The 22385-nt window shown below is 55.6% G+C and carries 23 protein-coding genes and 1 tRNA gene; 11 read left to right on the forward strand and 13 right to left on the reverse strand.

Annotation, left to right across the window (positions count from 1 at the left end):
* Positions 1–158: 158 nt before the first annotated feature.
* Positions 159–986 (reverse strand): cytochrome c, encoded by an 828-nt coding sequence (locus GOX45_RS21375; RefSeq protein ID WP_171103930.1) that lies wholly within the window; start codon positions 984–986, stop codon positions 159–161.
* A 94-nt stretch (positions 987–1080) separates the two neighbouring features.
* Entirely contained in the window at positions 1081–1545 is a 465-nt protein-coding gene (locus GOX45_RS21380) for a cytochrome c (protein ID WP_254446132.1), read from the reverse strand.
* An 88-nt stretch (positions 1546–1633) separates the two neighbouring features.
* On the opposite strand from GOX45_RS21380, the gene GOX45_RS21385 reads away from it, so the two are divergent.
* The gene (locus tag GOX45_RS21385; protein WP_171103933.1) at positions 1634–2479 is read left to right on the forward strand and encodes a LysR family transcriptional regulator; all 846 of its coding nucleotides are present in this window, start codon (positions 1634–1636) and stop codon (positions 2477–2479) included.
* A gap of 163 nt (positions 2480–2642) precedes the next feature.
* Here the strand turns inward: GOX45_RS21385 and GOX45_RS21390 are convergent, their stop codons facing one another.
* Positions 2643–4409 carry an adenylate/guanylate cyclase domain-containing protein gene (locus GOX45_RS21390; protein ID WP_217350616.1) on the reverse strand — a complete coding sequence of 589 codons (1767 nt, stop codon included), beginning with the start codon at positions 4407–4409 and terminating at the stop codon, positions 2643–2645.
* Positions 4410–4639: 230 nt separating this feature from the next.
* A complete protein-coding gene (locus tag GOX45_RS21395) occupies positions 4640–5518 on the reverse strand; it encodes a LysR family transcriptional regulator (protein WP_171103935.1) in 879 nt (292 codons plus the stop codon).
* A gap of 163 nt (positions 5519–5681) precedes the next feature.
* Here GOX45_RS21395 and GOX45_RS21400 point away from each other — a divergent pair, with 163 nt between their 5' ends.
* Positions 5682–5945, forward strand: a complete 264-nt coding sequence (locus GOX45_RS21400; RefSeq protein ID WP_171103937.1) for a DUF4242 domain-containing protein — start codon at positions 5682–5684, stop codon at positions 5943–5945.
* 269 nt (positions 5946–6214) lie between these two features.
* On the opposite strand, the gene GOX45_RS21405 is transcribed toward GOX45_RS21400, so the two are convergent.
* A complete protein-coding gene (locus tag GOX45_RS21405; protein WP_171103938.1) occupies positions 6215–7015 on the reverse strand; it encodes a glutathione S-transferase family protein in 801 nt (266 codons plus the stop codon).
* A gap of 4 nt (positions 7016–7019) precedes the next feature.
* Positions 7020–7463 carry a cupin domain-containing protein gene (locus tag GOX45_RS21410; protein WP_171103940.1) on the reverse strand — a complete coding sequence of 148 codons (444 nt, stop codon included), beginning with the start codon at positions 7461–7463 and terminating at the stop codon, positions 7020–7022.
* A 112-nt stretch (positions 7464–7575) separates the two neighbouring features.
* Between GOX45_RS21410 and GOX45_RS21415 the strand changes: the two genes are divergently transcribed.
* Positions 7576–8508, forward strand: a complete 933-nt coding sequence (locus GOX45_RS21415) for a LysR family transcriptional regulator (RefSeq protein WP_171103942.1) — start codon at positions 7576–7578, stop codon at positions 8506–8508.
* Between the two features lie 10 nt (positions 8509–8518).
* On the opposite strand, the gene GOX45_RS21420 is transcribed toward GOX45_RS21415, so the two are convergent.
* The gene (locus GOX45_RS21420) at positions 8519–9523 is read right to left on the reverse strand and encodes an AraC family transcriptional regulator (RefSeq protein ID WP_171103944.1); all 1005 of its coding nucleotides are present in this window, start codon (positions 9521–9523) and stop codon (positions 8519–8521) included.
* Between the two features lie 139 nt (positions 9524–9662).
* Between GOX45_RS21420 and GOX45_RS21425 the strand changes: the two genes are divergently transcribed.
* The 4 genes from GOX45_RS21425 (at position 9663) to GOX45_RS21440 (ending at position 14315) form a co-directional block, all read left to right on the forward strand.
* Positions 9663–11060, forward strand: coding sequence for an amidohydrolase family protein (locus GOX45_RS21425; protein ID WP_171103946.1), 1398 nt, complete (start codon positions 9663–9665; stop codon positions 11058–11060).
* Between the two features lie 86 nt (positions 11061–11146).
* Positions 11147–11851 carry a DUF3299 domain-containing protein gene (locus tag GOX45_RS21430; protein WP_254446133.1) on the forward strand — a complete coding sequence of 235 codons (705 nt, stop codon included), beginning with the start codon at positions 11147–11149 and terminating at the stop codon, positions 11849–11851.
* The gene (locus tag GOX45_RS21435; RefSeq protein WP_171103949.1) at positions 11848–13026 is read left to right on the forward strand and encodes a carbohydrate porin; all 1179 of its coding nucleotides are present in this window, start codon (positions 11848–11850) and stop codon (positions 13024–13026) included. The genes GOX45_RS21430 and GOX45_RS21435 overlap by 4 nt, the downstream gene beginning before the upstream one ends.
* A gap of 47 nt (positions 13027–13073) precedes the next feature.
* Positions 13074–14315 (forward strand): membrane dipeptidase, encoded by a 1242-nt coding sequence (locus GOX45_RS21440; protein WP_171103951.1) that lies wholly within the window; start codon positions 13074–13076, stop codon positions 14313–14315.
* Between the two features lie 267 nt (positions 14316–14582).
* Here GOX45_RS21440 and GOX45_RS21445 read toward each other — a convergent pair.
* Together GOX45_RS21445 and GOX45_RS21450 are read right to left on the reverse strand one after the other, a co-directional pair.
* Positions 14583–14658, reverse strand: a tRNA-Val gene (locus tag GOX45_RS21445).
* An 85-nt stretch (positions 14659–14743) separates the two neighbouring features.
* Complete coding sequence (locus tag GOX45_RS21450; protein ID WP_171103953.1) at positions 14744–15997, reverse strand: aminotransferase class V-fold PLP-dependent enzyme; 1254 nt, start codon at positions 15995–15997, stop codon at positions 14744–14746.
* Between the two features lie 180 nt (positions 15998–16177).
* Between GOX45_RS21450 and modA the strand changes: the two genes are divergently transcribed.
* The 4 genes from modA to GOX45_RS21470 all read left to right on the forward strand — a co-directional run bounded on the left by modA (position 16178) and on the right by GOX45_RS21470 (position 19255).
* Positions 16178–16948, forward strand: a complete 771-nt coding sequence (modA, locus tag GOX45_RS21455) for a molybdate ABC transporter substrate-binding protein (RefSeq protein WP_171103955.1) — start codon at positions 16178–16180, stop codon at positions 16946–16948.
* 3 nt (positions 16949–16951) lie between these two features.
* On the forward strand, positions 16952–17644 hold the full coding sequence (gene modB, locus GOX45_RS21460) for a molybdate ABC transporter permease subunit (protein ID WP_171103958.1): 693 nt from the start codon (positions 16952–16954) through the stop codon (positions 17642–17644).
* The gene (modC, locus tag GOX45_RS21465; protein ID WP_171103960.1) at positions 17641–18735 is read left to right on the forward strand and encodes a molybdenum ABC transporter ATP-binding protein; all 1095 of its coding nucleotides are present in this window, start codon (positions 17641–17643) and stop codon (positions 18733–18735) included. Before modB ends, modC begins: the two co-directional genes overlap by 4 nt.
* A 217-nt stretch (positions 18736–18952) precedes the next feature.
* A complete protein-coding gene (locus GOX45_RS21470) occupies positions 18953–19255 on the forward strand; it encodes a hypothetical protein (protein WP_254446134.1) in 303 nt (100 codons plus the stop codon).
* 3 nt (positions 19256–19258) lie between these two features.
* Here GOX45_RS21470 and hemF read toward each other — a convergent pair whose 3' ends face one another.
* The 4 genes from hemF to clpS are packed head-to-tail and all read right to left on the reverse strand — an operon-like array spanning position 19259 to position 22330.
* Positions 19259–20143 (reverse strand): oxygen-dependent coproporphyrinogen oxidase, encoded by an 885-nt coding sequence (gene hemF, locus GOX45_RS21475; protein ID WP_171103963.1) that lies wholly within the window; start codon positions 20141–20143, stop codon positions 19259–19261.
* Between the two features lie 5 nt (positions 20144–20148).
* The gene (locus GOX45_RS21480) at positions 20149–20949 is read right to left on the reverse strand and encodes an SDR family NAD(P)-dependent oxidoreductase (RefSeq protein ID WP_171103965.1); all 801 of its coding nucleotides are present in this window, start codon (positions 20947–20949) and stop codon (positions 20149–20151) included.
* 37 nt (positions 20950–20986) lie between these two features.
* Positions 20987–21952, reverse strand: coding sequence for a class I SAM-dependent methyltransferase (locus GOX45_RS21485; RefSeq protein WP_171103967.1), 966 nt, complete (start codon positions 21950–21952; stop codon positions 20987–20989).
* Between the two features lie 36 nt (positions 21953–21988).
* The gene (clpS, locus tag GOX45_RS21490; RefSeq protein ID WP_171103969.1) at positions 21989–22330 is read right to left on the reverse strand and encodes an ATP-dependent Clp protease adapter ClpS; all 342 of its coding nucleotides are present in this window, start codon (positions 22328–22330) and stop codon (positions 21989–21991) included.
* Positions 22331–22385: the final 55 nt, after the last annotated feature.

Raw genomic sequence — 22385 nt, forward strand, 5'->3', positions numbered from 1 at the left:
TCGTCAGGCTCATAACCTGAAGGTCAGAGGCTCAAATCCTACGCCCGCGACCAGCGACACAGAACGTCCGTAGCGACAACGCTGCGGGCGTTCTGCTTTGTCTCAAGCGACAAAGGACCCGGCAGTTCTAGTCCCCGCAGCATAGCGCCAAACGACTGTTACTCGGATGGAAGCCCCGTCGACGAAACAGGAATAGCTTTGAGATAGGCGGCAATCGCCAAACGGTCCTCATCCGTGAGGCGTGATGTGTTCTCGATGACGTCCACCATCTCACCACCCGCGCTGTCATAATCCGGAGTGAAGCCGGATTTCAGATACTCGGCAATGTCTGCCTCAGACCAATCAAGTTGGTCTACGGTCAGGCCGGGGATACGCCCCTTTCCGCTGGGGTTTGGCGCTCCCGTCAACCAGAGATCGCGTTGCATGCCCCCTAAGCCGTTGCGTGGCGTATGGCACTCGGCGCAGTGGCCAAGAGCCTCCACTAAGTACCGGCCATGTCGTTGTTGGTCGGTTAGATCCCCATCGAGCACCCAACCTGGCGACATGAACAAGAGCTTCCATCCCCCCAGTCCGCGTCGAATGTTGAAGGGAAAGCGAACCTCATGCACCTCGCTTTCGGTTGCGACCGCTGGAAGCGTGCCGAGGAATGCGTGAAGCGAAACAACGTCTTCGACTGACATGTTGGCATAAGATGTATAGGGAAACGCAGGAAAATAGTGCTGCCCTTCTGGTCCGGTCCCATGGATCAGAGCATTGGCCAAGTCAAGGGCAGACCAGGACCCAATACCAACTTCTGGGTGACTGGAAATGTTGGGGGCAATGAACGTGCCGAATTCCGTCTCAAACCGTCGACCACCGGAGAGCATGAGCTTTTCTTCACCAACCGCATCCGGCGGTGAGTGACAGGATGCGCATCCTGCGGCGTGGAACACGATTTCACCTCTGGCAAGATCTGGGTTCAAACCGTCAAGTTGAGATTGATCCATTCTTTGTGGCCGCGTCAGCACCAAACCGGCCAACCCAACCAAAAGTGCAATGAAAGCGGTGAAAAGGAAAAACCGCTTCACAGCTTTCTACCATTTAGTTTTTCGGTGCTCTGTAGGCTTTGTGACATGCCGAACAGCTTCCGCCCAGATCGCCCATAGCCGCTTTCAGGGCATCAAGATCTTGGCCAGCCGCAGCCTGCATCGCAACAGCGGCGTCTGCCATGGCCTGCCCTTTTGCACCAACGTCAGGGAAGTTTTCCCAGATCGCAGGTAGCGCTCGAGACGACGGATCGGACACATTGTCAGATCCCTGTGGCCACATTGCGGATTGGTCGATCTGCGTTAGCACCACAAGGTTGTTTGCAGCCCGTGTTGCGGCCTCGGCATCATAGCCCACCTCGCCTTTGGCCATGCCGCCAAGGGTACCAAGATTGAAGGCATAGAGCTGCATGATTGAGGTTCGAGCTTTCACAGCCGGGTTTTCACTTTCGTGGGCGATAGCTGTGCCAATTGCGGCCAATGACAAAAGACCCGCCGCGAAGATTGAGAACTGCTTCATCATGATGTGTCTCCCTGTTCAATGCCCGAACCTTATCTTGAACGAATTTTCTTGTAATTGTTTATTATTGGGCGTCTCCTGTTAATTTATGAACAACGAAAACTGGGACGACATTCGATACGCACTGGCGGTAAGCAAATACGGCTCACTTAATGCAGCCGCAGCGGCCATGGGCGTCACGCACGCCACCGTCTTGCGCAGGGTGGCCGCATTCGAGGAGAGAAATGGTTGCCGGATTTTCCAAAAAAGTTCGTCAGGTTATTCCGTTCTCCCCGAAGCCAGTGCGATCTTTTCGGCCATGGAAAGCGTTGAAGAGGCGGTACTTTCGGTGGAGCGGGCGGTTGTCGGAGCAAATCGTTCCCCAAGGGGTCACGTGCGTATTACATCGACCGACAGTCTTTGTCAGATTGTTATCCCTAGAATACTCAACGAAATCTCACTTCTCTACCCCGGCCTGAAACTGACTTTGCTAAGCGGAAACAGTCACCATGATTTGTCTCGGTTGAGTGCAGACATTGCGGTGCGGCCATCGGTAAAGCTCGGAGATGGGCTAATCGGAGAGCGTGCAGGAACGCTGTCCTTCGGTGTCTTTGACGATGGTAGCCCCAATCGCAAGTGGATGAGGCTTGACGGAGCGCTGAGCCGTTCCCTCCCAGCAAAATGGCTAGCGGAGAATGTGGACTCTGACGAAATGACCAACGGAGCAGACAGTTTTCTGGTGCTACAGCAGATGGCTGCCTCGGGAGCTGGTAAAACCTTTCTGCCCTCATTTTTTGGCGACGCGGATACTCGCCTCAAACGGACACAGGACATGAACCCTAAGATCGAAGTTCCGTTGTGGGTCGCGACGTTAGAGGAAATTGCGCATACCCCGAGGTTTGCCGTTGTTCAGAAGGCATTAGTCGAACGCATATCTGAGGCACTACCTAAGTGATTTCATGCAAAAGAGATTTTCGAGTTCTCACGTTTTTGACTTTCCAAATTCGCAAAGTCCATTTGGAAATGTTCGCTCCGGGCTCCGACCTGCCGAAAAAACGGGGCGCAGAGAAACGCGTAATTGAGGCCGCGGCGGTTGGACAAAAGAGCAAAACTCGGCGTCAGCCGGTCATACCTGCCGCCCTTAGGCCATTGGTGAGAAGTTTAAAATCATCCGGTCGCCGCCACATAGACCGAAACCCGCGTGCAAGGCTATCTAACGTGTCATCCTCAACCACGATACCTCGACTTGTGAACTCATCGTGACGTTCGGTGACGAATTCTCGCAACGCATCGGCGGCGTCTCGCTCTCGTCCGAGCTGCGCGTAAGATGCGGTGACAAATGCGGCAGCCAGCGAGTTAAGCCGGGCTGCTCCCATTAGAAAACTAAGCGCTGCTTCATAGTTGCCGTTGAAAAATTCGACCTGCCCCATAATCCAGTCGATGGCAGGTGGATGCAGCGGATCCAGTCCCATAGCTTTCGAAACCACCTCGCGCGCCTTTTCGTGTTGGCCGAGAAGTAGGAAAGCATAACCACACCAGGCCATAGACTCCGCTTCACTTTCTATCATGGAAAGTGTTTTTTTAAATTGCGCCTCAGCCTCATCCCACAATCCGGCACAGAGATAAGCAAAACCAAGCTGGTCCTGAATGTAGACGTCGCGGTTATCGAGTGCCACGCCCTTTCGGGCTATTTTCAATGTGTGCGTGGGTGCATCAGCGTCCGCCAGCCCAAGCCATAGATCTATGACATATGTATCTGAGAGATACATATAAGATCTCGCGATAGAGGGATCGAGCGCGACCGCTCGTTCCAACAACGCTCTCGCCTTGGCCGTATCTCGGGCGTTCAGGCCGTCGCGTAACGCCTTGCCCTTAAGCATCAGCTCATAGGCCTTCATCTGATCCGTTGGTTTCTGTGTCGAACGGTCGACGACATCGTGCTGGACCCTGCCCGGCAACACTGCGACGATATTTCGGGCCACCTCGTCTTGAACCGCTAGAACATCTTCCAGTTCGTGGTCGTATCGATCCGACCAGAGTTGAGTGCCTGTACGGGCGTCAGCAAGTTGTACCGAGATTCTCACGCGACTGCCGGCCTTCCGCACGCTGCCTACAACCAGGTAATCTGCGCCGAGAGCTTCCGCGATTTTGGCCGGATCTTTGTCCTGTGTCCGGAACCTGAAAGACGCATTTCTGGAAACAACCTTGAGCGTCCGAAAACGCGATAAGCCCACAATAATGTCTTCCGCGATCCCGTCGCTAAAGAAGGCCTGTTCGGGGTCGTCGCTCATGTTGTGTAGTGGCAAGACCGCAATAGTGGCTTTTCCTGATGATTCAGGGCGAGGCGGTTCAGCGCAAACTGCGCTTGTCCCGCCAATGCGCCAAGCATGTACCGGTTCGGCAACGTTCTTCACCGTAAGCTTACCAGCATCCTCCCAAGCGACCGGTATACGGTTCCCGACCACACGATAAACATCTTCAGACACCAACACACCGCCTGGCGGGGCAAGCTGCTCCAACCTTGACGCGAGGTTCACACCGGAACCAAATACATCTCCGTCGCGCATGATAATGTCTCCAAGAGTGACGCCGATGCGAAAGCGAAGTGGATCGGAGCCCACCACTGGCGAACTTTGCCACTCAACCGCGCAGGAAACAGCGTCAACAGCGCTGTCGAAGCTGGCGAGCAGACCGTCACCCATCTGTTTGACGATGCGACCGTGATGCCGACCGACAAGCGGAACAGCGGTTTTGTCAATGTGCGCTGAGAGGACTTCGAGCGTGCCCTTCTCGTCCCGCTCCATTCGGGCGGTAAAGCCGACAAGATCAGCAATCAGGATGGCTGCCAGCTTTCGCTCCACGTGTTGTCCTCCTTTTTGTTTCATACTGGTCGCTACGTGTTTAGACCATGCGAAAGTGCACAGAGTCGGTTTCTGCCCTAGCTTGAAGTCGGTTTCAGCGTTGGGAAACTATGCCATTCGTCTGCGCGAAAGGCTTGGAGGACAAACAGCCGAGTTGTCTTCGCCCTGAGTTGTGCCAGGTCCGCTTAGGGCTGCCATGAGCCATTCAAGCAATTCGTAGAGAATGACCACTTCGCGCCCAAAACCGAAGTTTCTTATCCCGGCCACGCAAAAGTCTGCGAAGACCTCATCAGCGCATCAAGTGCCGGTGAGTGTTTTCGGCCAGGGACTGTAAAGGCCGCGATCGTTCTTGAAACTTCTGGCTCCACAAGCGGGCGCTGCAACAAGCCTGACAGAGTAACCGAGTACTCTGGCATGAAAGCAAAACCAATGCCTGCAGCAACCATTGCTTGTACCCAATCTTCGCGCTCAGAACGGAAACGAGCGTACAGCTCCACACCTTTTGACTGACAAACGGACATTACCATCTCGCGCAACTCACAAGCCAAGCGATCTACGTAGTTTTCTCGAGATAGATCTTGAAGCGAGACTGAGTTTAGCCGTCCAAGGCGGTGCTCGGGGGGAAAAACAACCACATATCTTTCGACATAAAGTGGTCTCGCCCGAAACTCTTCTTCCAGTTCTTCAGTCAGCGTCATCAACGCGACATCGATATCACCATCAGAAAGTTTTTTCCTGATATCCGACGCGCTTGCTTCATTGACTGACAACTCCAAGCCGCTGTGGTTTTTTTCGAATTGAGCCAGAAACCGTGCAAGGCGAACGTGCCCAATTGTTGAAAGGACACCTAAGCGCAACGGCACCTTTTCGAGCAAACGAAAATTCTGAGCCAGCGCTTGTGTGGCTGCTGCTTCGTCAACGATGTGCTGTAGATGCGGCAGCATTGACTTTCCAAAGTCGCTGACCAATATTTTCCGGCCTTCCCGGTGAAAAACCTGTGCGCCAAGTTCGGTCTCTAGTGACTTGACGCCCTTGGTAAGTGCCGGTTGGCTCACATTGCATTCTGCGGCAGCTTTGGTGAAATTCAGATGCTTTGCGGCAGATAAGACATATCTAATCTGAGACATCTCCATATTGGGGCACCTCGTCACTGATAGCGAAAAACAATCTTAACGCAGGATACACCGTTTTTTCCAAACCTGGAGTTATTAACTCATAAGGTATCGATAGTTCCCCGAGCCAACGTTCCATAGTGTAATAGATGCACGGGTTTTGATTATTCGGAAAGGGAGCGAAATGTCTGTTTTTATGGTCGAAAGAAACCTCAAGGGTATCAGTATGGATGACTTGGGTGCTGCTCAAAAAGCCGCGATAGCAACAGCACAGAAAATGACAGCAGATGGCGACAAGATCAGCTATGTTCGTTCAACATTTGCTCCCGAAGACGGGCGCTGCATGTGCTTGTTTGATGGTGAAAGCGCCGATCAAGTTCGTCGATTGAACGATACCGCCGGACTTCCTTACGACAAGGTCGTGGCAGCAATGGATCTTACCCCGTGACGACTTCTGACCTTTAGTGTTGTGATGGGGCCCTGAGTGTATGCTCCAGGGCCCACAGCACTGGTTGAACAGGTTGCAGGGAAATGCAGGTTCGTCCGTATCTCGGGCCTTGCGAATCTAAGTATCGGATGACCGCTTTGGGCCGTGTGCGACTGTGAAACGGATCGCTGACGGGTGTATGCCGCACCGCATTCGAAGGCAGCACTGAGCCCATTTTGTCCGATGCTGCGCTGCGCGTAGGTGTCCGGTGTTGGCTATCTACCCCATGGTCAGGCGACAAGCCCCAACTCTTTGTCGGTGGCTGTAATCGCATACTTTTCCCTTGGCGGCATGGGTCTTGATTGCCAAGGTGGTTCGAAGGTGAAACTTGAAACGCTGCGGCCGTCAGGTAGGGCACCGTTTCCGGCCCCTAGCGCGTAGTCGTAGTAGAGTTTGACGATTTCTTCCTCGGTTACCTGTGCGGTTGACGGATGTGCCATGCATGCGTCACGCCACATCCGCACCCGGTCGTACTCTTTGCCCTCGGGAAGGCTAAACCCTTCGTAGTAGTCAAGGAACCAGAACCGCTTGAACATAGGGGTAAAAACAGCCTCTGCCAAACCGAAGTCCTCGAACAAGAATGGGCCAGTCGGATTGTGATGACCCAGGAAATCATCGAGGTCTCGATAAAGCGCCAGGAGCTTATTCAAATGCTCATCTCGGTGGGCCTGATCCTGATTCATGACAAACAGGTAGCCTGCCATTGTGAAGGGTCCTTCGCGGGCAATCAGCATCGACTCAATGGCGTGCTCGACAGGATCACTGCGGCGCAATGGTGCCCCCGGCAGAGCCTCATCAAGATAGCGCAGTATCACGAGGCTTTCTTTCAAAATACGGCCGTCGCTGGTTTCAAGCACAGGCAAGGCTGTCGTCCCTCGGGTCTTGGCTAGCAATTCCGGGTCGCGCGGCTTGGTGATGTCTACGACACGAAATTCTACGGCATCCGTCAGTCCGCGCAGCGCCAGTAGGATTTCCAGTCGCTGCGAGAAGGGACAGACGGGGATATGATAGACGATGTGTTTCTTAGTCATGTGTTCAATCCAATGGTGGGCCGGTGAAGGCCATGTTGTGCCGTTTGGCGCTCTCCTCAATGGCGGGCATGTCTTCTGGGATACGGCACTGACCGGCTGCCATGTCGGAAAAGAAACCTTCGAATCCGCCGGGCGTCAGGATCACGAGATGGCGGCACGGTTCGTCGTCTGTCACCTTGAATGTATGTTCTTTGCCTCGTGGGATGAATACGCTTTCGCCAGCCCCTGCGGAAAACTCCTCGCCTTCCAACCAGAACCTGCATGTGCCGGTCAGGATTACAAAGATTTCGTCTTCGTTTTGATGCACATGGCGTGGGGGGCCGCTACCAACAGGGGACCAGCTGTCCACAATGGACATAGCACCGCCCGTCTGTTCTGGGCTGAGGATGGTTTTGTATTTTACACCGAGCCATTCGATGGCTCCGTCGATTTGGTCCAGGTCTTTCATCGTTTCTCTCCATTAGCATCGGATTGAAACGAAAGCGCTTCCGTTGACAGAAGCCTATCCGAAGGCCAACCTATCAGGCAAACCGCAATATCTAATATAGGATATCGGCCAAGTGAATTTCGCCACACTGGACCTCAATCTTTTGCGCGTGTTGGACGCCCTCTTTTACGAAGGCTCGACCGTCAAGGCGGCTGACAGGCTCGCCATGTCGCAATCCGCAGTCTCGGGTGCATTGTCGCGTCTACGTCATGCCTTGGACGATCCCCTTTTTGTCCGGCAGGGAAACCGTTTGGTTGCCACTGATTATGCAGCCAGGATTGAATCCGGTTTGCGCGAAGAACTCGAACGTCTTGAGGCTTTGCTAGCTCCACCAGCAACCTTTGATCCGCAAACCGCTGAAGGCACTTTCCGGATCGCCGCCAGCGATTTCTTCGCAGAACTCCTGATGCCGCCTTTGGCTGATCTTTTGCAAAAATCGGCGCCCAATCTACGAGCGCAGTTGGTTGATCTGGTTCCAAATGACTATGTGGCCAGCCTTGAACAACGCAACGCTGACATTGCGCTGATCCCGGATTTGCTTCTGCCGGACTGGGTCAATCGGCAGCCACTCTTCCATTCGCCGTTCCACGTGATAGCTCGGAAGAAAAATCCAATGCTTGAGGGGCTTCAGGAAGGGACGCAAATGCACATGGATACGTTCTGCGCACTGCACCACGTCTTGTTCTCCCCTGAAGGGAACCTGGCTGCAATGGGCGATGCTGCCCTTAATCGCGTCGGAAAGCAGCGACAAGTTGCTATGACAGTGCCCGTCTTTAGCGGCGTTTGCCGCGCGGTGAGCGAAAGCGACCTCATCGCGCTTGTACCCGCGCAGCTTGCAATGAAGGTGGCCAAGACATTCGAACTAAAGGTGTTCGAACCTCCGATGCATATTGAACCAGCGTTGATCATCGGCATCTGGCACAAGCGTTCCGACAATGCCCCGATGGCGGCCTGGATGCGTAGCCAAGTCTTCGAATTGTTGAAGGCGTTGGACTTAGACAGTTAGTTAAACTGCCCTACCCACCAAGACGGAACTTAGTCGGTGTCATTCCGGTTTGACCTCGGAAAAAGCGGGTGAAATGGGACTTGTCGGAATAGCCGAGCATCAGTCCTATCTGTGCAATTGTCATCTGGTTCTGTTTGAGGTGCTCTTTGGCGAGGTCCACGCGCAACCGTTTGATTTCGCGGGGCAGCGTTGTGCCGTGTTGCTGAAGCGCCTTCAGAAATCGATCCGTTTGTATGCCCAGCAATCCGGCCACCACCTCTGGTCCCAATTCGGTTTCATCCAATTTGTCGCGCAGGACAGATCGTAGAGCGGCCACCACGGTTACTTCTTCATCCTGTTGAGGCGTGCTTATGGGCTTGGCAGAGCCTTCGGAGGCATGGTGCAAATACAGCCATTCCACAGGAAAACTGATTTGCATTCCTGGATCGGTTCCCAGGCCAACCTCGATACCTTTGTATCCGATCGGCAGACCATTGATATATCTGCTTTCCCATCGCACATGGGAAGCATCCCAAGAATTTCCAACGACGGTCTGCAATAGGCGTACATAGATTGCGGCGCCAAAGCCGGTCACCTGTATGGGTGGGACAGCTGGCTCCTGCTGCCTGTCTATTCGATACGTCGCTTTGTCTGCTTCGATGACAAGGCTGTGCCGCACGGAATTAGACTCTCGCGGTACAAGCCCCACGAAACGGGCAAAAAACTCGAACAGCGAGCTTGTTGATCGCAGGGCCTGAGCGAACGGTGGCCATCCCTCTAGGTCGAATGTCTCACCGACCTTCAGTCCAAGGTATCGATCGCCTGAAACTTCTGAGAAGGCATTCACCAAGCCGTATACCAACTCTGAGTGCACGAACACAGATGGGTCAGACAACAGTTCGGCCTTCAAACCGACCTGATCCAAGGCAGGTTGCGGGCTGATCCCTCGGTCGATGAGATATTGCAGAAATGGCGCCGCTAAAGAGAGACGAATGAAACCTTCGCTATGCTCTGGAGCGATAGAGTTGAACGGCAAGCTCGTCACCCTTGTCTGAACTTCGGTTATCCGGTGGCCACTTTTTTGGTCACATTCGAACATTCTAATTCAAAACAGGCAACCGATCCAAAGCTTTTCGGACTACAATTTTCAAAACACGAATATGAAGGGAGTACCTATGTCTGTTCTACAAATGTTCCTTTGCTCGACGATTATCGTCGCTGCGGGTCTTTCTTTTGCAGCGTCTGCGCTGGCTCAGGATCAGGAAGAACCCCAAACACTGTTTACCAACGTGCATGTTTTTGATGGCGTAAATGAACAGCGTATCGAGAACGCCAGCGTATTGGTCGAGGGCAATCTGATCAAGGTCGTTTCAACCGATGCGATTGATGCCCCCAATGCCACGGTCATAGACGGAGAGGGGCGGACATTGACCCCCGGGTTTATTGAACTGCACGCGCACCTCATGCTGATGGGGCCGACATTGCCATCGATGGAGGCGAACACAACTTGGGAAGACTTCGCCATTCATGGCGCGCGGATGGCCGAGATGTATTTGATGCAGGGCTTTACCACAGTCAGGGATGCAGGAGGGGCTAATGGTGGGCTGCGTCGCGCGATTGACTCGGGTCAGATTGACGGCCCACGTTACTTTCCATCTGGCGCATTTATAGGAACGCGAGGTGGTCACGCTGACTTCGCGAATTTCACTGCGCCACCGGGTTCAGAGACCAACATGAGCCGCCTGAACATGGCGCAGGAAGTCAGTGGTGTGGCTGATGTTTACAAGTTCGCCCGCAACAATTTCCGCATGGGCGCGACGCAGTTGAAATTCATGCAATCTGGGGGTGTCGTTTCGGCGTTCGACCCGTGGCAATTGCTAGCTGGATCGCCCGAGGAAATCAGAGCCGCCGTTCAAGTGGCCAATGAGTATGGCAGCTATGTCATGGCGCATTCCTATCGCAAGGAAGCTATCCTGAGTGCGCTTGATGCAGGTGTTATGTCTATCGAACACGGCTTCTCGTTTGACTGTGAAATTGCACAAGTCATGAATGAAAAAGGGGCATACATTACCACCAACCTGACGGCCTTCGATCCTGGATTGCTCGACATTCCGGCAGTGGCAAATGTCCCGTCGAGCCTTGCTAAGGCAAAGTCCGCCTCGGCCACATTTGCAGGATACATCGACAATATGAAGGAATGCCCAGTCAAACGAGGGTTTCAGACTGACTGTGTTGGTTCGGTCGAGGCTTGCAACATCCAGATTGCCTATGAGAAGCACCTGAACAATGAGTTTTTCGGACCCTACACGTCGTTGGTTACGCTGACATCGACGGGCGGCGAGGTGGTCGCTCTATCAGGTGACTTTATGAACCCCTATACCGCTGGAAAGCTCGGCGTGATCGAGGAAGGCGCCTATGCCGACATCCTGCTGATAGACGGCAACCCGCTTGAAGACTTCTCGGTCGTTGGAACGGGTGATCAGTGGTTTGGTGCCGACCCGAGACCAGATAGCCCCGAAACGATCCGCCTGATCATGAAGGATGGTGTGATATACAAAAACACACTGGAGTGATCAGAAAAAGCAGTCGGAGAGCACATATGCGAAATTGGTTTTGCTCTGCAGTCTTCGCAGGATTGGTTTTGTGCGGTAACGCTGCCATGGCAGCGCCTGGAGCTGCGTTGGACTGGTCAGACCTGCCAGACCCATCCGCTCAGGTTTTTGAAGACCCTTACCGTGATCTCAGCCCGGAACAGCTCGATGATCTCCTGTATGTCGTACGACTGCGCGGAAGGCTGCAGGGGGATCGTGGCAGCGAAGAAGAACGGCAAAAATGGCAAGCGCTGTTGACCGATACTGAGGATGCCTTGGCAGTTGATGGAATTGATGTCGACTGGCTTCTGGATCAGCGCGAGGTCGTGACGGAACGCCGAAGAAAAGCGGGAACGCACGGAAATCCACAATTCGATGGTCAAACAGTCACACTCGCGGGCTTTGCCATTCCTGCCCCAAGTGATCCGGACGGTCGGCCTGTGGCGTATTTGGTGCCAGAACGAGGAATGTGCAGTCACATGCCGCCACCTCCACCCAACCAAATGATCCGTGTGCGGTTGAACGGGGACTGGACGCCCAGCTATGTCCACGAACCCGTTCGGCTGACAGGCAGGCTGACGATTGATCCTTCTGTTCAGAAAATGATGGTTGTGGATGGCCTCATGCCCATGAATGCGACGTTCCAGTTAGAGACGGAGCGGGTCGAAACTTTGGAATCCGAAGCAGACGGGTTGGAATGGAAGCAGCGTGCCGCTGATCGCATCCGGGCGGCGGGAAATCGCAAAACCGGCGGGGCAAAGGCGTCTGAATGATAAAGGTTCTCGTTGTCGCGTTAAGTATTGCCTTCGCTGGTGCAGCGTCGGCTCAGGGACTATCCGGGCCCTCGTCGGTCGAAGCTGATCTAGAGCCCGGAGACGGGTTGACCGATCCGCAATATCGTTCCGATTTTCCACGCAACATCGCACCGGGTTGGTTTCAGTGGAAAGATCGACTGGCTGAGGGTGGTTTTCGGTTCAACATTGACTACCTGGCATTGGGCCAATCGACGAATGCTGATCTGGGAACCGGTGAAGCGGCCAGCGGGATTGCGCGTTTCTACGGAAGTTGGCATGCAACTGAGCGGGGTTCCCTGACATTCAAGATCGAAGACCGGCACAGCTACACGGATGTTGCCCCGCAATTCCTTGGGCTGGATGGCGGAGCGCTTTCGATTACCGGCACGGCCTTCAACGATACTGGATTGATACTGACCAATCTGTTCTGGACCCAACGGGCCGAGAACGGTTCGTGGACGCTGCAAGTCGGCCAGATTGATGTCACAGATTTCGTCGATATCTATGGGCTGGTAAGCCCCTACAGCGGGTTCCAAAACCTGTCTTTCAATACCAACCCGACACTTAATGCCCCAAATCCGGGCCTGGGCATTGCTGGTGGGTTAAAGCTGAGCGAAAACTTTTACGCGGTTGCGAGTGTTGCTGACGCAAACGCCGACCCGTCTGATCCAAACTTTGATGTGTTTAGCGACGGCAATCTCTTCAAATCGCTCGAGCTCGGCTACACCTCTGGTTTCGATCGTATCTATTTTGACAATATCCACCTGACGCTTTGGCATGCGGATGCAGCCGACGATGGCCGCCGAGCGGAAGACTACGGCGCAGCGGTTTCCGCCGCATGGTTTGTTGACAATAAATGGATGCCATTCTTTCGGGCCGGGGCCTCAAAGGGGACCGCAGCGCTCTATGATCGATCCGTTTCTGCCGGTCTTGGTTACTACCGTCGCAACACTGATTTGGCTGGGCTGGGCCTGAACTGGGCCGAGGCAAGAGGTATCGACGGAGATCAGTTCACGCTTGAAGCGTTCTACCGATTTTCAATCTCACCCGGATTGCAGATCACACCATCAGTACAGTTCATTTCCGACCCGCTGCTGAATCCCGCCCAGGATAGCGTTACGCTGTTCGGTCTAAGAACGCGGATTGTTTTCTAGTGTGGATTACAAATGGACGTTCAAAAATTACCTCAGGAGGTTTTGTCATGAAGACTCTGTTGGCCATCAGCGCTATCGCGATCACCCTTGGTGGTGCGCTCCATGCGAGTGAAGAGAGCAAGACGTGGGATGCATCAGAAGAGGCGAAGCAGTTTGTTCAAGACACAATTGTCCTCGGCATGTTGGCTAGCCCCTACGGCACAGGCTGGACGGACTACGACCAGCTTCACACCTATTTTGAGCGTGCGCGGGACAACGGTATCACTGGGCATGAGATGACACTGGCCGCAGCAGATATGTCTTTTGAAACCCTGCTAGAACAGCACTACCACTTCCGCGCGGCGATGGCGCAGCAACCGGAAAACTACCTGATCGTGAATGAAACCCGCGATATTGAGGCTGCCCACATACAGGGCAAGACGGCGGTCATCTGGAACAGCCAAACCGCCACGATCCTGAACGGTGATCTCAAAAAGATGGCATTGCTCAAGGATATGGGGATCAAGAGTATGATCCTGGCTTACAATGACATTTTCCGCACGGGTTCCGGGCAATTGGCGGCCTATAACGGGCGCGACCTTGGTTTGACCCCTTGGGGCAAGTCGGTCATCGACGAAATGGTGCGTTTCGGCATCTTACTCGACCTGAGCCACACGGGATCGAAAACGGCCAATGACGCCATGGACTACATGGATGAGAACTACCCCGGGGTGCCCTATGTCTACACGCACTCGGTTCCTGCAGGTTTGTACGCGAATGGGCCCAATGCGACGCCAAAAGGGTGTTATCGGGCCATTCCCGACGATGAGGCGCTGCGAGCGGCCAAGTCAGGTGGCTACGTTTCTCCTACGTTCACAGAATGGATGATGGACGGTTTCTGGCCCGAGGATATCTCGCCCAAGCAGGCCGCCGATATGATTGACTATTATGTCCAGCTTGTCGGCGTCGACCACGTTGGAATCGCAACGGATGACATGTTCTCAACCGAACTTGTCGTGCAGTTCGCTACTGCAAACGCGAGCATGTACGACGATGGCGGCTACATGATCGATGCATTCAACAAGGGGGCGACCGGTAATGGAGAATTTGCCAAAATCCTTGCAGCGATTACCGATGACCTTTGGGCGCGCGGCTATTCAAACGACGACCTTGCAAAGATCTATGGCGGCAACAAGATGCGGGTTTATGCGCAGGTTTGGGAGGGCAAGCCCCCTGAACAATTCCTGCAAGAATACCCCGAGCGTTTACGTCTGAGGCAAGAACTTCGTCATGGATTTTATTCGCGCTGAGCTTTCAGGGGTTTGCCCCAAGAAAACAGGGGCCGATCAGCGCCGCTGAAGCTCACATCTTAAAGCTTTCTGCATTGTCCCAGCTCGTGAAATAGCGACCTGATCACAGGTTGATAAAGATTGGCAGGCCGCTGTCCGAGATAGGATCTGGCGTATGTCTGATTTGTCGGAGGTGTCTTTCCCTTTCGATTCCTGCTGCAACAAAATCACACGCATCACAACAAAAGGTGCGAACCGGGCCAGACACTCTTACATCAAGGAAAAGGATGGTGGGTGATGAGAGACTCGAACTCCCGACATCTTCGGTGTAAACGAAGCGCTCTACCAACTGAGCTAATCACCCGTGAGGGGTCATTTAGCTAAGGGTTCCGGCGGGCGCAAGAGGGTTTCGTGGAAATTCTTTCTGAATTCGGCATCATTTTTCGGCGTCAATCAGTTATGGCGTTCATGGCCGCCAACAGCTGAGCCACTTCGTGCTCAGTGTTGTAATGGCAGAGTGAGATTCGGATGCAATCGGGCAATCCCAACGGGTCGAGGACATTGCCGCTGTAATGGTCGGCTTTTCGGGTATGGGTCCGAATACCCAGTTGGTTCAGTTTCGTGACCACGTCCGCCGACGCCATGCCTTTTACAGTTATCGAAACCAGGCCTTCGCGCGCCGGATTGTCGGCGCCAGCCAGAATCGAGACATGGTCCATCTCGCGCAGACCGGGAAGGTTGCCGGTGCCGTTGATCATGGCGTGCGTCAGATGTGTTTCATACGCATGGATCGCAGCGCCAGCCGCGCGAATGCGTTCTGATCGATCTTCAGAGCCAGAGACCCGGCCGCCCAACCAGTCGAAATACGCGACCACATCCGACATTGTGGCATAGGCTCCGGTGTCGCGGGTGCCAAACTCCCAGCCCGAGGCCGGGGCGTTGATGAGCTGATCATGGGGCAGGGCGGTCAACCGGTCCGAGATCCAGGCAATTCCGAAACCGTGCCGGGAAAACACCTTGTAGGGTGAGACCGCATAACCATCGATGTCATAGCTTGCGATATCGATCTGGCCGTGAGCTGCATGTTGGATGCCGTCCACGATGATGAAGCAGTCAGGCGAGACGGCGCGGATCGCGTGTGCGATGGCGGCGACATCCATACCCATTCCGGTCACAGGAGAGCCATGCAGGATCGTTGCCACCGCCACATCGGGTGTCATCTGTTCCGCATAGGCCTCTGCCGTGACCATACCCGTCGCGTCATCATGTGGAACGTTGACATAGTCCAACCCGGCAATCTCGGCCCAGCGACGCGCAGCGCTACGGCTGGCGGGGTGTTCGATTGAACTGCCGATCACTTTCGAGCCTGACGGCGCGTTGACACAGGCGGTTCGGATCATGCGGAACAGCAATTCGGTCCCGCTTTCGCCCATGAAAAACTGCCCGCTTGGCGCGCTCATGAACGTCGCCATATCCGCCTTTGCGGTGTTGATGATATCCACCAGCGCATGGCTGGCCACATTGTCACGGCCCTGATTATCGGGGATCGCGGCAAACTTGGCCGAGGTTTCAGTGACCGAATTGAGTGTCAGCGCACCACCGGCATTTTCGAAAAAGATACGGGAGCCTTGAAACGGACAGCTGTCGACGTGGGCAAAACGGGCGCGGATGTCGTCGATAAGGCCGGGGGTCTGGTGCAGCATGAGGCGGGTCCTGTTTTGGCTCGGTGTAGGTTTGACAGGAAAAAGCGCGGGATCAATCCCAATTGCGACATGTCAGGTCGGCGATATGCGCCAATCGGTGGCTGCAAAGGGCCTTGCTTGTTCCCGGGTGCCTCCGATATGCCGTTGAGAACCGCAACCCTCTGAACCGGAGGCTCAAATATGACTGTCGCCCGACGCAGCCTGCTGATGGTCATGGCGCTGTGCGTCGTGCTGACAGCGCCGGTTCGGGCGTCGGCTGAGGGTGTTTTGATCTTTGCGGCCGCCAGTCTGAAAACTGCATTGGATCAGATCGCTGCCGATTACTCTGATAAAACGGGGGGCGAGGTAACCGTTTCTTATGCGGCTTCTTCGGTTCTGGCCCGTCAGATTCAGTTGGGGGCTCCTGCGGATCTGTTTATCTCGGCCAATGTGCAATGGATGGATGTTTTGGTGCGGGACGGTCTGGTTGACGCGTCAAGCCGGGTTGATCTTCTGGGCAATTACCTGGTGCTGATCGGGGTGCCAGCGCAAGCAGAGGCCCAGATCGATGCTGCGCTGGACCTGAATGCGCGGCTGGACGGTGGCTTCTTGGCGATGGCGTTGGTCGATGCCGTTCCGGCAGGGATCTACGGGAAATCGGCACTGCAGGAACTGGGGCTTTGGGCTGATGTTGAGGGGCGTATTGCCCAGGCTGATAACGTTCGGGCGGCACTGGCACTGGTAGCCACCGGAGCCGCGCCCTTGGGCATTGTTTACGGGTCAGATGCATTGGCGGAGAGCCGTGTTTCTGTGATCGGGGTATTCCCGTCTGACAGCCATCCGCCGATCATCTATCCCGCTGCCGCGACACGCAACGCCGACCCCCAAGCCTTTGCGTTTCTGACCTATTTGCAAACAGATACCGCGCGCGCGGTTTTTGAGGCGCAGGGCTTTACCCTGCCGCAGAGCTGACCCATGGGGTGGCTGGGTCCTGCAGAGCTCGAAGCCCTGCGCTTGTCTCTGCGGGTGTCGATCTGGGCCACGTTGGTCAGCTTGCCTTTGGGTATTTTTGTCGCCTATGCGCTGGCTCGCTGGCGTTTTCCGGGGCGGCAGCTGTTGAACGGATTGGTGCATCTGCCGCTGATCCTGCCCCCTGTTGTCACTGGCTATCTGCTGTTGTTGACCTTTGGTATCCAAGGCCCGTTGGGGCGGTTTCTGGCCGAGTTCGGCATTGTGGTCGCCTTTAGGTGGACCGGGGCCGCTCTGGCCGCCGGGATCATGGCTTTTCCTTTGATGGTGCGCGCCATTCGACTGTCGATCGAGGCGGTGGATCCAAAACTGGAACAGGCCGGTGCGACGTTGGGGGCTTCGCGCATGTTCGTGTTTGCCACTGTAACGCTCCCGCTGATCCTGCCGGGCATCATTGCAGGCGCAATTCTGGCTTTTGCCAAAGCAATGGGAGAGTTTGGCGCGACCATTACCTTCGTGTCGAACATTCCTGGCCAGACCCAGACACTACCCTCGGCGGTCTATTCCTTTTTACAAGTGCCGGGGGGTGAACCGGCGGCGCTGCGGCTGGTGATCATTTCGGTCATTGTCGCGATGACAGCGCTGCTGCTCTCGGAATATGTTGGGCGCCGAGTGGCGCGGCGGGTGGCCGGGACATGAGCCTTTCGGTCCGATTGCAGCACCAATTGCCCGGCATCGCGCTGGATCTGGAGTTTGAAGCCCCTCCGGGCGTGACAGTTCTGTTCGGGCGATCAGGTGCGGGTAAGACCACAGTGATCAATGCGGTGGCAGGACTATTGCGGCCGCAGGCCGGGCGCGTGGCCGTCGACGGTTGGGTTTTGTTCGATACCGATCAGGGCAGTTGGTTGCCGACCCATCGCAGGCGGCTTGGATACATCTTTCAGGAAGGCCGTTTGTTCCCGCACCTGACCGTGCGCCAGAACCTGGCCTATGGTCGTTGGTTTGCCCCTCGGGGGGCGCAGCGCGAAAGCCGGGACCGCGTGGTCGAGATGCTGGGGATCGGTCATCTCCTGAATCGCCGTCCGGCGATGCTGTCAGGCGGGGAAAAACAGCGGGTAGCCATTGGCCGAGCGCTGTTGGCCGCCCCGCGCCTGATCCTTGCCGATGAGCCGCTGGCCGCGTTGGATGAGGCCCGCAAGGCCGAGATCCTGCCCTATTTCGAACGCCTGCGCGATGAGGTTTCGGTGCCGATCCTCTATGTCACGCATTCCGCAGCCGAGGTGGCGCGACTGGCAACCTCGGTCGTCGCACTGCAGGACGGCAAGGTGTTGCGCCATGGTCCGGCATCTGATGTGCTGGCGGACCCGTCTGTGGCGCCTGCGGGTGTGCGCGCGGTGGGGGCGGTGTTGCAGGTGCAGGTGGCGCAGCATCACGCCGACGGGCTCACTGAACTGCGCGCAGGTGACGCGCGTCTTTTCCTGCCGCGCATTCCTCATCAGGTTGGAGAGCATTTGCGCATCCGCATCCCGGCGCAAGAGGTGATCCTGTCCAACAAACCTCCCGAGGGGCTATCAGCGCTCAACATTCTCTCGGGCACGGTCGAGGCGGTGCGTGCTGGTGAGGGACCAGGGGCAATTGTCTCGGTCAAGACCCCCGCAGGTGTTGTTTTGGCCCGGGTAACACGGCGTTCGGTCGAGGCCCTGGGCTTAGAACTGGGCCAGCCGTGCCATGCAGTGATCAAAACGGTGGCTTTGGCCCCGCAGGATGTCGGCGGGCGCGTTGCAACCTAGTGCCTGCGCCAGTGCTTCAAAGACAGCGATGGCAAACCTGCTGGAAAGCGCTAAGGTTGTGTCAGCGTCGCACAGCCGCATCCGTGCGGCCATTTTACAGCGAGGATTTTCTATGTGGGTCTCTAGACTGTTATTGGTATTGTGTCTTGGATTGACGCCCGGAATTGCGGCTGCCGTCGGATTTGGTATCAGCGTTAGACCGCAGTTCAGAACCGAGGTGACACCGCTGGACGGTGGAGTTTACGAGGTCAAAACATTTGGGAGCTCGGCACCCGTGGCCTATTGGTGCGGTATCGGTGACTATGCCATCAGAACGCTCAGAACCAAGTCAAGCCAACGCATTTACATAAGCCGTGAATATATCAAGGGCGCGCGGACAGTGCAGTTTTCATTCACACCGCCAGAAGGTGCCGATACCGGCAAAAGCTATTCAGTCACGGTAAAGCGCGTTGGCGCCAATATGTCCGCAGGAACAGCGCAGGGGTACTGCTATGACAACTTCATCGATTTCGGATTCTAGGCCCTAAACCCATTTGGCAAGGGGCGGCAGGCTCATCAGGACAGCGTCGGGATCGTGGCCCGTTTCAAGCCCGAATTTGGTCCCACGGTCGTAAACAAGGTTGTATTCGGCATAAAGTCCGCGATGAACCAGTTGCGTATCTTTTTCGTCCTCGCCAAAATCTTGAGCGCGACGCTTTTCGACCAGTGGAACGAACGCAGGTAAAAAGGCCCGTCCGATGTCTTGTGTCAGGGCAAAATCCGCCTGCCAATCACCGGTGCAATAGTCATCCATAAAGATACCGCCCACGCCGCGCGCCCGCTTGCGGTGGGGGATATAGAAATATTCATCCGCCCAAGCCTTCAGGCGAGGGTAGTGATCTGTGCCATGGGGATCCAGATGTGCCCTTTGCGTGGCGTGGAAATGCGCGGTGTCGTCGGCATATTCCAAACAGGGATTCAGATCGGACCCGCCGCCAAACCACCAGGCATGGGGCGTCCAGAACATGCGCGTGTTCATATGCACCGCAGGCACATGCGGGTTTTGCATATGCGCCACAAGACTGATGCCCGACGCCCAAAAGCGCGGGTCGTCTTTCATGCCGGGAATACCCTTGCGCGCGGCCATCGCGTTCTGGGCACGATCGCCCAGGGTGCCGAATACGGTCGAGACATTGACGCCGACTTTCTCGAACACGCGACCACCACGCATGACCGACATCAGCCCGCCACCGGCATCCGATCCATCATCAGACTGGCGCTTGGTTTCCTTCACTTCGAACCTTCCCGGTTCGGCATCAGAAAACGGCCCGGTGTGGTGGTTGTCTTCCAGTGATTCAAACGCTGCGACGATGTCATCGCGCAATTGGCGGAACCAGGCAGAGGCTGTGGCTTTTTCGGTATCAAACATGGGGGTCAGTGTGCTGGTGCTGCGACAGGATCAAGCAGGGTTCGCCCGCCGTCAATGGTCAGGATCTGACCTGTGATAAAGCCCGCCGCGTCCGAGGCCAGGAATTGCGCTGTCTCTGTCAACTCATTCGGGGCGGCGATACGGGCCAGGGGTGTGTGTTTTTCAATGTCATCGCGAAAATCGCGGTTTTCCTTCAGGGTCGATTGCAGCGATGCGCTCATGACCGAGCCAAGCGCAATCGAATTGACGCGGATCCGGTTGGGTGCCAGCGCCACGGCCAGCGACCGGGTCATTTGATCAAGCGCAGCGGTCGACACGGAATAGGCCATCAGGTCGGGATGCGTGCGTCTTGCGGCAATAGACGAAAGGTTGATGATCGAACCTGCAGGGCTGTCACCGTCTTCGCCGGCTTGCTTGATTATGCGTTTGGAAACCAATTGGCTCAACCGCAAGGCAGGCATCAGGTTCTGGTTGAGCAAAGTGCGGACCGAGTCGTCATCGGTATCCAGCGGATCGGACGGGATCACCTGACGAGCGCCGTTGACCAGAATGTCGACCTGATCGAACTCATCCAGGGTGGCCGAAAGCAAATTGGCGATCGTCAGTTTCTCGCGCAGGTCGCCCGCGAAATAGCGGATATTGCCGTCTTCGGCCTTGTCGCCCAGCTCTTCGCTCAGGCGTTTTTCGTCCATATCGGCAAACATGACATTTGCGCCTGCATCCGCAAAGTGTCGTCCGATGGCAAGACCGATACCATTGGCGCCACCTGTCACAATCGCGGTTTTGCCGGCTATGGAAAAGGACATCCGAATCCTCCTGAGTTGCGGAATAGGTTAACGGCGCTTACCGCCGAGGGCGAGAGGCATGAAAGACCTTGAACCGATTGTCACCCGCGACCTCATCAACCTGCATGAACGCGTCATTCAGCGTGGCCTCGTAAGGCAGATGACGATTGGCGACCATCCACAGCTGGCCGCTGCGGGTCAAATTCCTTGCGGCTGAGGTGATAAAGCCCTGGCCAAGACCGGGATCTGCACTGCGCGAGGTATGAAAGGGCGGGTTCATAACCACGGTGTCAACGGGGTCGGGCGCTGTCCAGGTCACCGCGTCCGCCCAATGAAACTGCGCCTTGGCATCGGTCACATTGATCCGCGCACAGTCCAGCGCGGTGTGGTCAGCCTCAACCAGATGCAGGGTTGTCACAGCCGCATTCTGTGCGATCTGTGCAGACAGAAACCCCCAGCCCGCGCCCAGATCGGCGACGCGCGCGCCCAGTTTCTCGGGCAGATTGGTGGCCAAAAGGGCCGAGGCCGGGTCGATCCCGTCTGCTGAAAACACACCGGGCGCGGTGCGAAAGCCCTGCACCTCTTGCGATGCCGGGGCGGTCCCGTCTTCGAATGCGGTTTTATCGGCGGAGAACCAGAAAATCTTGCCATGCGCCTTTGCGACCGGCCCCGAAACATCCACACGCTTGCGAATATCTTTCAGAAGGCTGTCCACGCCATCCGTCTTGGCGCCATCTATGATCACCTGTCCGTCGGCGCGCGCGCATGCCTGTTGCACCAAAGCACGGGCCAGAGCCTTAGCGCGCGGCAGGATCAAGATCACGTCCTGACAGGGTGCGTCGCTTTTCGGAACGGTTTCAAAACCTGCTGCAGCAAAGTGGTCGTGAAAAGGTTTGAACGGCTGAACAACCTGAGTGTCCCGAGGCAGAGCCGACAGATTGTGTTCAGGCGTCGCGCCGATCACCGAGATCGGTTGTGATAGAGAAAGGCCAGACTCCAATGCATAGCTGAGGCGGGAGGACATCGATATTTCCACGCAAGAGTTTGGCGACGGCTGCGCCTACTCTTCACGCTCCATGGTGCATTGCAGGGGGTGTTGGTGCCGCCGGGCAAAGTCCATGACCTGACCCACCTTGGTCTCGGCAATCTCGTGGCTAAAGACACCAACGACCGCCACACCCTTCTTGTGAACGGTCAGCATAATCTCGAATGCTTGTGCGTGGGTCATGCCAAAGAACCGTTCAAGCACGTGAACAACAAACTCCATCGGAGTATAATCGTCGTTCAAAAGCAATACCTTATACAATGGTGGACGCTTGGTCTTCGGGCGCGACTCGACCAGGATCGACGTGTCGCCATCGTCGTCCGATTTGTCAGACATCATCCAAGGAGTTTCGCGCATTGATCTTATAGGTCCGATTCAGTCTTCGGTTCGTATCCGGGCTTATATAACGTGC

The organism is Ruegeria sp. HKCCD7255 (assembly GCF_013031565.1).
In the GTDB taxonomy this organism is placed as follows: domain Bacteria; phylum Pseudomonadota; class Alphaproteobacteria; order Rhodobacterales; family Rhodobacteraceae; genus Ruegeria.

Bases quoted from the DNA above. Each gene is read 5' to 3' on its own strand.
- GOX45_RS21485 (WP_171103967.1), bottom strand. From the start codon at position 21,952: ATGTCCTCCCGCCTCAGCTATGCATTGGAGTCTGGCCTTTCTCTATCA.
- GOX45_RS21390 (WP_217350616.1), bottom strand. From the start codon at position 4,409: ATGAAACAAAAAGGAGGACAACACGTGGAGCGAAAGCTGGCAGCCATC.
- clpS (WP_171103969.1), bottom strand. From the start codon at position 22,330: ATGCGCGAAACTCCTTGGATGATGTCTGACAAATCGGACGACGATGGC.
- GOX45_RS21380 (WP_254446132.1), bottom strand. From the start codon at position 1,545: ATGAAGCAGTTCTCAATCTTCGCGGCGGGTCTTTTGTCATTGGCCGCA.
- GOX45_RS21425 (WP_171103946.1), top strand. From the start codon at position 9,663: ATGTCTGTTCTACAAATGTTCCTTTGCTCGACGATTATCGTCGCTGCG.
- GOX45_RS21375 (WP_171103930.1), bottom strand. From the start codon at position 986: ATGGATCAATCTCAACTTGACGGTTTGAACCCAGATCTTGCCAGAGGT.
- GOX45_RS21450 (WP_171103953.1), bottom strand. From the start codon at position 15,997: ATGCTGCACCAGACCCCCGGCCTTATCGACGACATCCGCGCCCGTTTT.
- GOX45_RS21435 (WP_171103949.1), top strand. From the start codon at position 11,848: ATGATAAAGGTTCTCGTTGTCGCGTTAAGTATTGCCTTCGCTGGTGCA.
- GOX45_RS21400 (WP_171103937.1), top strand. From the start codon at position 5,682: ATGTCTGTTTTTATGGTCGAAAGAAACCTCAAGGGTATCAGTATGGAT.
- GOX45_RS21405 (WP_171103938.1), bottom strand. From the start codon at position 7,015: ATGACTAAGAAACACATCGTCTATCATATCCCCGTCTGTCCCTTCTCG.
- GOX45_RS21410 (WP_171103940.1), bottom strand. From the start codon at position 7,463: ATGAAAGACCTGGACCAAATCGACGGAGCCATCGAATGGCTCGGTGTA.
- hemF (WP_171103963.1), bottom strand. From the start codon at position 20,143: ATGTTTGATACCGAAAAAGCCACAGCCTCTGCCTGGTTCCGCCAATTG.
- GOX45_RS21430 (WP_254446133.1), top strand. From the start codon at position 11,147: ATGGCAGCGCCTGGAGCTGCGTTGGACTGGTCAGACCTGCCAGACCCA.
- modC (WP_171103960.1), top strand. From the start codon at position 17,641: ATGAGCCTTTCGGTCCGATTGCAGCACCAATTGCCCGGCATCGCGCTG.
- GOX45_RS21480 (WP_171103965.1), bottom strand. From the start codon at position 20,949: ATGTCCTTTTCCATAGCCGGCAAAACCGCGATTGTGACAGGTGGCGCC.
- modB (WP_171103958.1), top strand. From the start codon at position 16,952: ATGGGGTGGCTGGGTCCTGCAGAGCTCGAAGCCCTGCGCTTGTCTCTG.
- GOX45_RS21395 (WP_171103935.1), bottom strand. From the start codon at position 5,518: ATGGAGATGTCTCAGATTAGATATGTCTTATCTGCCGCAAAGCATCTG.
- GOX45_RS21440 (WP_171103951.1), top strand. From the start codon at position 13,074: ATGAAGACTCTGTTGGCCATCAGCGCTATCGCGATCACCCTTGGTGGT.
- modA (WP_171103955.1), top strand. From the start codon at position 16,178: ATGACTGTCGCCCGACGCAGCCTGCTGATGGTCATGGCGCTGTGCGTC.
- GOX45_RS21385 (WP_171103933.1), top strand. From the start codon at position 1,634: ATGAACAACGAAAACTGGGACGACATTCGATACGCACTGGCGGTAAGC.